Annotated in this window: 16 protein-coding genes; 2 read left to right on the forward strand and 14 right to left on the reverse strand. The window is 41.1% G+C overall.

The window, feature by feature from the left end; translation table 11 throughout:
- Positions 1–2: 2 nt before the first annotated feature.
- The 3 genes from comX to degQ form a co-directional block, all read right to left on the reverse strand.
- Positions 3–176 carry a competence pheromone ComX gene (comX, locus tag NSQ76_RS15545; RefSeq protein ID WP_024425944.1) on the reverse strand — a complete coding sequence of 58 codons (174 nt, stop codon included), beginning with the start codon at positions 174–176 and terminating at the stop codon, positions 3–5.
- On the reverse strand, positions 154–1077 hold the full coding sequence (locus NSQ76_RS15550; RefSeq protein ID WP_024425945.1) for a polyprenyl synthetase family protein: 924 nt from the start codon (positions 1075–1077) through the stop codon (positions 154–156). The genes comX and NSQ76_RS15550 overlap by 23 nt, the downstream gene beginning before the upstream one ends.
- 151 nt (positions 1078–1228) lie before the next feature.
- Positions 1229–1369 (reverse strand): degradation enzyme regulation protein DegQ, encoded by a 141-nt coding sequence (gene degQ, locus NSQ76_RS15555; protein WP_003213123.1) that lies wholly within the window; start codon positions 1367–1369, stop codon positions 1229–1231.
- 505 nt (positions 1370–1874) lie between these two features.
- On the opposite strand from degQ, the gene NSQ76_RS15560 reads away from it, so the two are divergent.
- Positions 1875–2231: a hypothetical protein gene (locus NSQ76_RS15560; RefSeq protein ID WP_024425946.1), complete on the forward strand. Its 357-nt coding sequence runs from the start codon at positions 1875–1877 to the stop codon at positions 2229–2231.
- A gap of 35 nt (positions 2232–2266) precedes the next feature.
- Here NSQ76_RS15560 and NSQ76_RS15565 read toward each other — a convergent pair whose 3' ends face one another.
- From NSQ76_RS15565 to NSQ76_RS15605, 9 genes are all read right to left on the reverse strand, one after another.
- Positions 2267–3493 carry an EAL and HDOD domain-containing protein gene (locus tag NSQ76_RS15565; protein ID WP_024425947.1) on the reverse strand — a complete coding sequence of 409 codons (1227 nt, stop codon included), beginning with the start codon at positions 3491–3493 and terminating at the stop codon, positions 2267–2269.
- 137 nt (positions 3494–3630) lie between these two features.
- The gene (locus tag NSQ76_RS15570) at positions 3631–5103 is read right to left on the reverse strand and encodes a nicotinate phosphoribosyltransferase (protein ID WP_024425948.1); all 1473 of its coding nucleotides are present in this window, start codon (positions 5101–5103) and stop codon (positions 3631–3633) included.
- A gap of 17 nt (positions 5104–5120) precedes the next feature.
- A complete protein-coding gene (locus NSQ76_RS15575) occupies positions 5121–5672 on the reverse strand; it encodes a cysteine hydrolase family protein (protein WP_024425949.1) in 552 nt (183 codons plus the stop codon).
- 60 nt (positions 5673–5732) lie between these two features.
- Positions 5733–6140 (reverse strand): YueI family protein, encoded by a 408-nt coding sequence (locus tag NSQ76_RS15580; RefSeq protein WP_024423329.1) that lies wholly within the window; start codon positions 6138–6140, stop codon positions 5733–5735.
- A 27-nt stretch (positions 6141–6167) separates the two neighbouring features.
- Positions 6168–6416: a YueH family protein gene (locus NSQ76_RS15585; RefSeq protein WP_285711186.1), complete on the reverse strand. Its 249-nt coding sequence runs from the start codon at positions 6414–6416 to the stop codon at positions 6168–6170.
- A 96-nt stretch (positions 6417–6512) separates the two neighbouring features.
- A complete protein-coding gene (locus NSQ76_RS15590; RefSeq protein WP_024425952.1) occupies positions 6513–6734 on the reverse strand; it encodes a spore germination protein in 222 nt (73 codons plus the stop codon).
- A gap of 98 nt (positions 6735–6832) precedes the next feature.
- Entirely contained in the window at positions 6833–7054 is a 222-nt protein-coding gene (locus NSQ76_RS15595) for a spore germination protein (protein WP_003213446.1), read from the reverse strand.
- 66 nt (positions 7055–7120) lie between these two features.
- Complete coding sequence (locus NSQ76_RS15600; protein WP_024423333.1) at positions 7121–8224, reverse strand: AI-2E family transporter; 1104 nt, start codon at positions 8222–8224, stop codon at positions 7121–7123.
- A 183-nt stretch (positions 8225–8407) separates the two neighbouring features.
- Entirely contained in the window at positions 8408–8644 is a 237-nt protein-coding gene (locus tag NSQ76_RS15605) for a YuzF family protein (RefSeq protein ID WP_024423334.1), read from the reverse strand.
- Between the two features lie 176 nt (positions 8645–8820).
- On the opposite strand from NSQ76_RS15605, the gene NSQ76_RS15610 reads away from it, so the two are divergent.
- Positions 8821–10308, forward strand: coding sequence for an esterase/lipase family protein (locus tag NSQ76_RS15610; protein WP_341054701.1), 1488 nt, complete (start codon positions 8821–8823; stop codon positions 10306–10308).
- On the opposite strand, the gene NSQ76_RS15615 is transcribed toward NSQ76_RS15610, so the two are convergent.
- Together NSQ76_RS15615 and NSQ76_RS15620 are read right to left on the reverse strand one after the other, a co-directional pair.
- A complete protein-coding gene (locus NSQ76_RS15615; protein ID WP_024423336.1) occupies positions 10305–10838 on the reverse strand; it encodes an HD domain-containing protein in 534 nt (177 codons plus the stop codon). The genes NSQ76_RS15610 and NSQ76_RS15615 overlap by 4 nt on opposite strands.
- Before the next feature lie 299 nt (positions 10839–11137).
- Positions 11138–11881 (reverse strand): (S)-benzoin forming benzil reductase, encoded by a 744-nt coding sequence (locus NSQ76_RS15620; RefSeq protein ID WP_025094181.1) that lies wholly within the window; start codon positions 11879–11881, stop codon positions 11138–11140.
- Positions 11882–11959: the final 78 nt, after the last annotated feature.

Genomic DNA, 11959 nt, shown 5'->3' on the forward strand with positions numbered 1-11959 from the left:
ACTCACCCAGCATCTTTCCATTTTTTTGATCTAATGGTGTCTTCTTTTTGAAAACCTTCAACAATAATGCTTGCAGTCACTTGATCAACGTGAAGCAACGATGCATTTCCATTTGCAACTTGCTTTAATGCCGAGGGATTCTCCACTAGATAACTAACTAGTTTCTGAATGTTCATCTTCTCCATCTCCAATTAAAAAAAGTATCAGCTTTTCCTTTTTAGAAGCCTCTAAATGTAGTATTTCGAATGCTTCTTTAAACTTATTTCTGAGAAGGTTTCTCATAATAAATACATATTGTTGAACGCCAGATTCTTTTAATTTATCCTTTAATTCTTCAGAGCCAATGCTCTTATCCTCTGATTGATAATAACTGAGCAAGTCAGAACTGGATGGATTAAATTCATTTTTTAAATATACTAGCGGTAATGTTTGCATTCTTTTAAAATCAATATTTTTTTTATTAAAAAGAGCCACATAGTCATTTTCAAGCTGCTCTGCCATGCCTAGATAATAAGCATATTTTTCTACATTTTTTTCAAATGAACCTGTTGCCAAGATAACCCCTAACATACAGGGTAACACAAACAGTGATCCTGCCTTTAACTTCATGATATTTAAACAATCCTGCTCATTCTCCGGCTCCAGATTCATATCCAAATGCTGTCCTTGCATTGACTGAATGGAATAGGAGTATACACTGTTTAAAAGCTCCGGTGCATGATCAAGCTTTGAAAAGACTTCAAAGCTCAATACAAAAAGAACATTTGCTGCATTCATCGCAATTCCGCTCTGACACTTCATCCAAGGATAAGAATCTTTGTCTTGATCTTCAATATCATCTAATATATCGGCTGATAAGATGAGAAGTTCAATCCCTGCTGCCAGTTTTGTAATCGCTTGCTTGTCTTGACCGCCAAATGCCACATAATGCTGGTAAGCCAATTGTCCAAAAGGGAATTCATTCTTTATATCTGTAAATTTCAGAAGCAGCTTTTGTAAATCATTCTGCCTGACTGCATGTTGAATAAAATCAGACATATTCTGCTTGATTTTTGTATTCTCTAGATAGTTTAGCATACTCGATCTTGTACCTCACCCTTTCGTCTTTTATTTTACTAAAAAGACATGAGCAAATGTCCACTGACATCACTATTTAACAATTATATAATAATATATCCTTTTTTTGTATGTATTTGGATAAAAAAAAGACTTGATGATTATCAAGTCTTTAAGAAATTTTCACATATTCATATTTGTCGTATTGATCAATGCTTTTGTTAATGTTATGAAGAGAAGCCGTTGTTTCTCTGATTTCGTTTTCAAGTTTCCATAATAATTGTTTAAGTTCTTCGATTTCATACTTTTCCATCGATTCCACTCTCCTTTTTTGGAAGATCAATGTATTTGTGTATGGTGATTGGGTCATAAGTATTTGATCTGTTACTAACAGTGTAAATGTAATTGAGTATTTTTTCACCGAAAAGTATGCACAAAACGTGTGCGTGATACCGCAAAATTCAATAGGTCTTTTTTCATCATTTTCTGACTTTTCAAATCATACTTTTATCTCAATTTCAAAGGAATTGCGTCATTTTTGCGACAGGAATAGGCATCATTCGTCACACTTCTCTCCCGATAGAACGTACGATCCCCTCTGTATCTTCGGTTTTGCGTGTCATAGGCCAGACGACAGACGCTATTGTGGACACCGCAATTTTTTGGCGACATTCACCGAAATTGACCGCAAAAGTACCTATTTTTATGCTGGAATTACAAAGATAGAAAGATCATTTTGATTCTTTATTCTGATTTTCTACATACATTTAGAACAGATATCCGTCCAATTTCACGTCAATGAGAGAAGAGGTGACCATGTGTTTTACTATGTTCCTTATCCTGCTTTGCAGGTTCCCGCAATGAGCCACGCATACCCGCCGCGCACGCCAATGACTTTTCCTCCAGTAGATGCCCACTCATTTCAACGAGCCGCAAAGGAATCGGCCCGTCTCGTTGCTGATGCTTCACTCATCACGCAGCAAATTTCAAGCTCCCTTCCGTTTGCGCAGCGCATCATGGAAGCTGCTGAGCGCTCTGATTCCACAAGTGTGAGCCGCATGCTGAAGCAAATTGGTGTGAAAAGCGGCATTGATATCCGCTTTAGTCCAGAAGGCATTCGAATCTACTTGTCTCTTGCCTCCAGCAGACTTTTTCTTCTTTTAAAGTGGGCATGACAAAGAAAAAGCCGCTCTCACACGAGCGGCTTTTCTTAAGATTCAAACATTTTATGGCACCATTCAATGGCTTCTATATAACACCCATAGGCTTCCTGTTTCGGGAGATTTCCATCTAACATTTCATCATCCCATTCATTTCGTTCAATACGTTTGGCCATACCTAGCACAAAAGAATAATCATTTTCATAGCCAAGCAGTGCCTCTCCAACTTCATCAGAAAGCGGCAGTTCCTTCACAAGTTCTGTGATATCTGCCCTGACAAGCGTATCAATAAGAGAAAACATACCTGTCAGCATATAAGAGGCGGGGTGCTCTCGTTCAGTACGAGAAGCAATCAGTTCACACGTTTTGGCACGAATGAATGACATTTTGATAATTTCTTTTTGGCTTGAGTTAGCTTGAACATTCAGTTCTTTAAATGAAAGGATAAAGATCCAGCGCCGAATTTCATTAAATCCAAGCAGGATAATCGCCTGCCGGATACTTTTAATTTGATAAAGACGTCTCATGCCGCCTGAATTCAGCATTTTTAATAATTGATATGATAGCGAAAGGTCACTTTCAATAAAATGGGTGACGGTCTGGATATTCGGCTGGTCCTTGCTTAACTCATTTAAAAGCTGATGGTACGCATGGAAGCTGGTCGATAATGCTCGTCCCGATATCACATGCGGCTCACTAAAGAAATACCCTTGAAACAAGTGGAAGCCCGCTTCTAGTGCCTCTTCATATTCTCTTCTCGTTTCTACCTTTTCTGCTAGGAATCGAAGGCGATACTTTTTATACGAATGCAGAATATCTCTTCGTTCTTGCGTTGTGGTTTTCAGAAAGTCAATTTTTAAAATATCTATGCAATAGAGGAGTTCCTCAAGCAGCTTGTCACTAAAATGTGTTCCGTTTAGGAAGAAATCATCGAGTGCAATCGTATATCCCCATTTTTTTAACTGCTTACATCTCATAATAAGTGCCGGGGTAATCGGTACATTTTCTAATATCTCGATCACAAGCTGATGCGGATCAAAATAGGTGAGCAGATCAGATGAAAGCAAGCTTTCGGTGAAATTAATATAGCATCGTTTTCCTTCTGTCAGTGTTTCGATGCCGATATTTAGAAAACTATTGATAATGAGGTCCGTTGTCGCTTGATCACCGTCTTCAGCGCTATATGTATTGGTTTCACTATCTCTATAAAGCAGCTCATATGATACGACTTGTTCTTTTCTGTTAAAAATAGGCTGTCTCGCAACAAACACCCTCAACTGCTCCAATCCTCCTTTATGCCATGACAAACAAGATGTGCTTTCAGTATACCAAATGATTGCGCTTTTAGTTCAATTTCAATCGGTCAAAATAAAAAAAAGAGACCACCTGGCTTGATGGTCTCCCTTTCTTCAGATCATTCGCTTTCATAAAGCTCTTTTTTGATTTTATTTTTCACATCATGGATAAACTGCATTTTATTATCCCAGCATTTTTGACTCAAATCGACTGGATATTCTTCTGGTTTGCTGATTCGTTTGTATTCCTCCCAGAAGAGTCCAAGACTCTCCTGCACGTAGGCTTGAATCGTTTGAATATCTGGATTGTCATAGACAAGTTTTCCTTGCTCAAAAATCGGGACGTGAAGATCTTTCGCCACAAAGTTTGTCACGAATTTACTAATAAATGTATGCACAGGATGGAACATTTTTAGTTTATCCTCACTATGAACATCTTCCTCTTCAAGCGCAATGTAGTCACCCTCAGAATGATGATTCAATTGATTGATAATGCGGTACACACGTTTACGGCCTGGTGTTGTCACTTTCTCTGGGTTGGATGAAATTTTGATGGTATCATTCATTTTGCCGTTTTCTTCAATGGACACCAGTTTATACACTGCACCGAGGGCTGGCTGATCGAATGCTGTGATCAGTTTTGTTCCAACACCCCACACATCAATTTTGGCGCCCTGTGCCTTTAAGTTCATAATGGTGTGTTCATCAAGATCGCTTGATGCAATGACTTTGGCATCATGGAATCCTGCTTCATCCAGCATTGTTCTAGCTTTTTTAGACAAGTATGCAAGGTCTCCGCTATCAAGTCTGACACCAATGAAGTTGATTTTGTCTCCAAATTCTTTCGCTACCTTAATCGCATTCGGAATACCTGATCTGACAGTATCATACGTATCGACTAAAAAGACACAGTCTGTATGTGTTTCAGCATATTTTTTAAATGCTGTATATTCATCGCGGTATGCTTGTACAAGTGCGTGAGCATGTGTTCCTGATACTGGAATGTTGAAGCGTTTCCCAGCACGAACATTACTTGTCGCCTGAAAGCCCCCGATGAGTGCCGCTCTTGCTCCCCACATCGCCGCATCCATTTCATGCGCACGTCTTGTTCCAAATTCTAATGCTGTCTCATCTTCAATGATTCCTTTAATCCGAGCCGCTTTTGTTGCAATCAGCGTCTGGAAATTCACGATATTGAGCAATGCCGTTTCGATTAACTGAGCTTCAACAAGCGTTGCCTCGATGCGCATAATCGGTTCATTCGCAAAGACAATTTCCCCTTCTCGCATTGAATGAAGTGTACCTGTAAAGGACAATCCGCTTAAATAGTCAATGAAATCGCTTTTATAACCGAGTTCATCTTTTAAATACGCCAGATCGCTTTCGGTGAAGGAAAAGTCCGATAAATATTCAATCGCTTTCTCTAAGCCAGCAAATACAGCGAAGCCATTGTCAAATGGAAGCTTTCTAAAGAAGAGTTCAAAGACTGCCTTCTTCTCATGAATGCCGTCTCTCCAATACGTTTCTGCCATGTTAATTTGATAAAGATCTGTATGTAGTGATAAACTGTCGTCATTAAACCGATGCTCCAACTTCCATTCTCCTTCCCTTACTTAACCACTTTCGCACCAAGCGACTGCTCAAAGTGAGAAAGTGCCCACTCGTGCCCCGCTTCATTAAAACTCGCCACAGCATTTTGGTGAATCACAAGTTCGAAGCCTTTATTGTACGCATCAACAGCTGTATGAAGTACACAAATATCGGTACATACGCCGGCTAAGTGAAGTTCCGTGATGCCGCGCTCGCGCAGTTTCATTTCTAATTGAGTGCCTGCAAAAGCAGAGTATCTTGTTTTTTCCATATAGTAGACATGTTTTAAATGTTTTGACGTGTGAAATAGTGAACTTAGTTGTCCATAAAGTTCAATACCCTCTGTTCCGCGAATATTATGGGGCGGAAATAACTTTGTCTCTGGATGATAAGGGTCCTCTTCTTCATGATGATCGACAGCAAAGACGACAAAGTGGCCTTCATCAATAAATGAAGAAGTGATCTCTGTGATCTTAGACTCAATCGCCTGTCCAGGCTTTCCGCATGTCAGTTTTCCATCGTCTGCAACAAAATCAACTGTATAATCAATACAAATCAACGCTTTGCCCATCCGCATCTCTCCCATATGCTCTTTTGAATCATTATAGCTTATTCATTTCACTAGGGAAACCTATTCAACAGATTCATGAGAAAAAGCTTTTTGAAACAGCTCATCCTCTATATAGATATGCTCCTGATTGACCGCACCAGGCATCTCGATGACAAGACCAAAAGGAGAGTGTGCTTCGTGATGATTCACCACTTTAAAGGAACATCCAGCGGCATTTGCCATTTTCACATATTGAGAATAAGATGCATAAGACAGTTCACCATTTAAAAGAAGGGAGGCCTGTCGATTGGCCTTCAATACTTGTTCCACCTCTTGATACGGTTTATTTCTTGATACCTGTCCCTTTGTCAGGGCGAGAAGCGCTCGTTCCCTTAATGAACCAAGAAACATCCTTCGTTCATCAGGTTTTGTTTCAGCATGTCCAAATATCCCTTGCTGCAAATAAAAGTCTACGGATTCTTCTTTCATCGCTGTTTTCACTCCTGGTTTCTAAATTTACATTTCTGTGACCCAGTGCACAATTTTGAGTGCGAGGTCACGGGCTTCGTCTGTTTCTACTCTTTCCATTAAGGATTGTTCAAGCGTATGGATGAGCTGCTCCTTTTCGTCCTCATACGCAATGGAAATACTCCATTCAATGTCAGGTACGGCTACAAGCGTTTTATATTCTTTTTTATTTTCATGTAAATATACATTGTAGGTCTTTGGTTGTCCGCTTGTGATGTGTGCTCTTCTAATTTTCATTTGACTCAATTCACACCTCTTTTTTCTTCTTACATCCATATCTATTGTACCATAAAAAAAGACAGCTTCTGAAAAGGAATTCCCTTTCAAAGCTGGCTATGCATTAAAGCTCTTTTGCTGGCTGATCAGGTCTATATCCCACATAAACGTAACGTTTGGACTGCTAAAAAATTGGACAAAGTCCCCTGCATTATAGGTACCTGATCCACCGGCGGAGTGATCGACACTTTTTGGCGAAATGGCAAAAACATCACCGAAATGTGCAGAACCATTTCCAATCACACGATCAATATGAATAGGCCCAACAATCGCTGGCATCTTTCCACCACCTTTTCTCCCCACATCATATGCCCAGCTCAAAAATACGTGTATGAAAAATAAAAAAGACAGCTGATCTGTGAGTATCAGCTGCCTTCCTATGCATTAAATGATTGAGGCTGGCCAAACAAAGTAAAGTCCCAAAGCATCGTGGCATTCGGATCACTTGTAAGTGACATATAATCACCTGAATTAAAGGCTCCCGCACCGCCAGTAGAGTGGTCTACAGCCAAAGGGGCAATGGCCAGGACATCACCGAAAGTAGCTGCACCGTTTCCTCCTAACGACTCGATATGAATAGGTCCAACGATTGCAGGCATCAGAATCTCCCCCTATCTGCTTATCTCAATCATCTTATGCAAGTAGGGAAAAGGTGTGCATCTGTCCTAGACGTTTAAATGCTGTTCTTTGCGAGATCGCTGACGCAGCTGCACCAATCTGACAATATTCAAGGTGATGGCTTTGAGCAGTGCATAGACAGGGACCGCAAAGATCATGCCAAGGATTCCGCCAAAGCTTCCTGCCCCAATTAATAGCAGGATAATGGTCAAAGGATGTGTGTTGAGGCGTTTTCCAATGATCAATGGAGAAATGACATTTCCGTCAATTTGCTGAACGACAAGAATGACAATGACTGTCACCACCGCTTTTCCAGGCGAATCAAGAAACGCAATAAGCACAGCTGGTGCCGCGCCAAGATATGGCCCAAGGTACGGAATCACATTTGTGACCGCAATGATAATGCCGAGAATGAGCGCATATTTCACACCGATTAATAAGTATCCGATAAAACAAGCCACTCCAACAAATAAACAGACAACAATCTGCCCTTGTATGTAAGCCGCAAGTGTATCGTTTAATTCTTTAAAGATTTTCAACCCTTCCTTACGGTAAGGCATTGGCAAAAATTGAACGAGCTTGTCCGGAAACTTATGTCCGTCTTTCAACATATAAAACAAAATGAACGGAACTGTGATCACAGCTAAAGCAATATTGGCAATCACGCCAAACACAGCAGACATGCTTGAAGCAATATTTTCCGGCAAACCTTTTAATGTTGAAACAATTGTCTGTTCAAACTTCGAGACGGAGACATAATCTTGGTTCATCATCCAAGTGAATGTTTTAGAATGCGAGAAGTCGTTGATAAATTTCTGCATATCCGTCACATAACCAGGGAAGCTTTTGACAAGTCCACCGACCTGCGTGACAATAACCGGTCCCGCAGCATTCACAATGAACGTGATGAGTCCGATGAACAAAAGATAAATAATCAGGATAGCAAGTGTCCTAGGAATTTTCTTGGACAAAAATCGAACAATTGGATTAAAGATGAAAAAGAGAATCCCAGCCAGCAAGATGGGAACAAACAAGGTGGATGCAAATAAAATAATCGGCTGAAATAAAAACGAAACCTTTGTTGATACATAAACAATGAGTAAAACAAGTAATATTTGGAATGTCCAAAAATGAACTTTAGATTTTAACAAAGATGCTCCTCCTGTTACGTATTGATCTTATTAAAAAACTACTATTCAACCCACCTTCTGTCAACTGCTTCTTGTTTTAGAACCTCATTTTTTGTAAAAAAAAGAACAATTGGTATATCATGCACTTTTTCCAGATATACATTCTATAAGCGTGAAAAAAGCAGACACCTTTGCGTCTGCTTGTTACACTCTTTCACTGTGATCAGGCATCACCGATACAATTTGCTGGATCCGCACATAAAAAACTGATTTTGCCCCCGCCTCAATCACAATATGATCCGGCATGACTTCCTTCAATTTTCCGCGCACTGTATCTTTCACTGTTTGAACAATTAATCTCATACCGATCACTTTCTGCAATGTTTGATAAACATATGGATCAACTAATGAAACAAGCTGCGGACTTCCTTGTTGTGCCATCCTACCTGCCCCTTTACTTGTGTATTTACCCACAGCGTATGCAATGACCCATGTGAATGTCACTCAGGGCAAACCTACAACCTAAATACCATATTTTAACATTTTATATAATTTTACATCTTTTGGAATTATAATAGATTGGTGCTGCCAACAACTTAAAACATTTGAAGAGGTGAATGATCTTGAAAAAACTCATCTGTCTCGCTGCTGTCATGCTCTTTTTTTCCTTTGCAAGTTATGCGTATGCAGGATCAATTGGGGATGAGCCTGGGACACCAGGGAAATGGTTTAAAGGAGAAGAGCCGGTTCAAAAAGACGAGTCAAAACCGCCACTTGTTTTTGTTCACGGCATTAACAGCTCCTCCTCCACATGGTTCGACCGAAACGACATGGCAAAGCAAGCTGTTCTGAACGGATACGAAAGCGCATTCATAGATTTGTATCCAGATCAGGATACGAAAAAGAATGGCAAACTATTAGCAGAAAAGTTAAAAGAAATCTATGATGTGTTCGGTCGAAAACTCATTGTGATTGGTCATAGTAAAGGCGGGGTGGATACACAGTCCGCACTCGTGTATCACAATGCCCATCCATATGTAGAGAAGGTCATCACACTCGGCTCCCCTCATTACGGGACGCCGCTGGCAGATTTAGCGTATAGCAAGGGCGGAAGCTGGCTCGCGGAAATTCTTGGACAAAAAAGCGACGCGCTCTATTCTTTGCAAACGGGGCTCATGGCGGCTTTTCGAAGTGAAACCGACAAGCTGGAGAAGTTTCCTCATAAATACATCACGTATTCGGGATCGGAATGGGGAACATTTGGCGGGGTGCTTTACTTAGGAGGCATGTATTTAAAGAGCTTTGGCGCAAACGATGGCGCCGTCACGGTAAGCAGCACAAGACTATCATATGCAAACAATATTTTAACAGGGAAATGGGATCACAACTCAATTAAAAACGGCACAAGCATGTTCCCTGTGTTTCAGCATCAGCTGCTGGCAAATGCCGCAAGCGCTGAAAAAGAAAATATAGAGAGCCCGAACTCTACTGAGCTGAATACAGATGTTTATGTGAAAGGCGGTGAAAGTGAAAAGGAGAAAACAGAAGCGTTCTATGTAGAGGAAGGAACGAATGGCTTATCGATTCAGTGGTTAAATGAAAGTCAAGAGGCGCGGCCGGAAATCATCGCCCCAAATGGAGACGTCTTAACAAATCTGAAGACATCGGAAGCATCTTTCCCATATGAAGGCGCATTTTCGCACCATGTACAAATCAATAAACCCGTTCCTGGAAAATGGACGATTCGATCAAATTCAGGAAAAAAGGCTCCTTATTTGCTGCTCGTATCCTTTGATTCACCATTAAATGACGAAATCAAAGCAGAGGCAGCGAAATCAGGGGATGATGCATCGACCCATTCAAGCGGTCTGATTAAACGATTAAGCAAGAAAGTAGAAACCTTTTACTTTAAGGATGCCCAAAAAGATCATCCTCTCAAAACAACTGCTTCATCAGCTGATCAATTGAAAAAAGAAGGTGCTTATTCTGTCACGGTTCATTACACCGGACTCACTGCATCAGGTACATCTGCATTTAACCGTACCGTTATTCGCACATTGTATGTCGATCAGGATGGAAATATTCATGGAGACATTCCATACTAAACAGAACGTTTCATGGGCTGAAGTGCCTGCTGCACTTTCTGATCCAATTCCGTGATTTTTTTCATTGCAAGTGATTCGTCTATTTGTCTGTAATGGTGATGTCCGCCAGGCTCTTCATCCATTTCATCTGCTTTCTTGACAATTTGCTGAAGTGTGTCCTTATGAAGGTCGCCCTCTGGCAAATATGAATCTGTATGAAGCAAAATCGCAAGCGCAATATCTTTAGCTGCCTTTGGTTCCTCACCGAGGCGTATGAGCAGTTTGTGAGCCCGCTCTGCGCCTTTAATGGCATGAATATCATTCCGTCTATATGTCTCGTAATCCCATTCTCCGCCAGCTGTATACCATTCATAGTGGCCGATGTCATGCAAGAGGGCTGCTTTCACAGCGAGATCTGGATTAATCCCAGCCTGCACCGCCAGTTTGAATGCGTGATAAGCACAAGCAATCGCATGGGCTTTTCCTGAACGATTTAAATATTTTTGAGCGACTGGATGGGTGTAAACATCCATTAATGTAACCTTTCTCATGGAAACCCCTCCTTATCTATATTTTTAGCATCCTAACATATTCTGAAAAGAAACTCAAATGTTCTGTTATATTTTCTATGAGTCTCAAGAATAGCTTATGTCAAATGAGCTGTTTTTGCTTGTACAATACGAAAAAAGCAGTCGCTATGACTGCTTTTTTTCTCTTTTTCAGCGTGATATGAAAACCCCTGAAGTCTAGGAAGGCCGAGTACTGGCGCGAAGCGAATTTGAGATTCGTGAGCACCGGCACGCAGGCCTGACACCGAATGCGAGTGTTTGTCTTCACGCTGCAGCCGTCGTTATGACTGCTTTTTCCCATACTCACGTGCATCGTAGACACATCCGCCAGCTGGATCACCCGCTAAAAGATCGAGCAAAATACGTGCGACTTCATCTGGGCTCTTTAACGTGCCTGTTTCATATAATTGCTGAAAACGGTCTATTTGTTCAAAGTCTTGTTTTGATGATTTCCGAATTTCCCCCTGCATATCTGTATCGATCGTGCCGGGTGAAAAGGAAAACGTGTTGATCGGATGCACCTCGTCCTGTTGTTCCTCATGAAAAGTCCTCATAAACATATCGAGTCCTGCCTTTGAACTGCAATACGCACTCCAGCCTTTGTATGGGTTTTTCGCCGCTCCAGAAGAGAGATGAACGATCGTTTTCTTTCCGTTAAATGATTGAGTCTGCTTGGCAAACACATGGCTGAGCAAAACAGGAATGACAAGATTCAGCTTGTAATGCTGATGAAGTGTATCCTGTCCGCCTTGTCCAACGCGCTTGATAGGTGTGACCATTCCTGCATTGTTGACAAGTAAGATGTCATCAGCATCTGCCAGAGTTTGCGGCGTAAGACTATGTTGAAGCCATTTGGCCGCTGCTTCTTCATCGGTCAGATCAACCTGGGTATGTGTGAGCTTCGGATGGGATATCGGCGATGCACTTCTTGCTGCCGTGTACACATGATCCCCGCGTGAAAGCAGCCTGTTCACAAGTGCTAAGCCAAAACCTTTTGATCCGCCTGTAACGATTGAAATTCGAATGACAATCTCCTCCCTTGATATCACTATTTTACGTAGTGAAACGGTATGACAGCAAGCAATCTGCATAAAGAAAAGCCT

Origin of the sequence: Bacillus sp. FSL M8-0256 (assembly GCF_038005765.1) — a bacterium.
Classification (GTDB): Bacteria; Bacillota; Bacilli; order Bacillales; family Bacillaceae; genus Bacillus; species Bacillus safensis.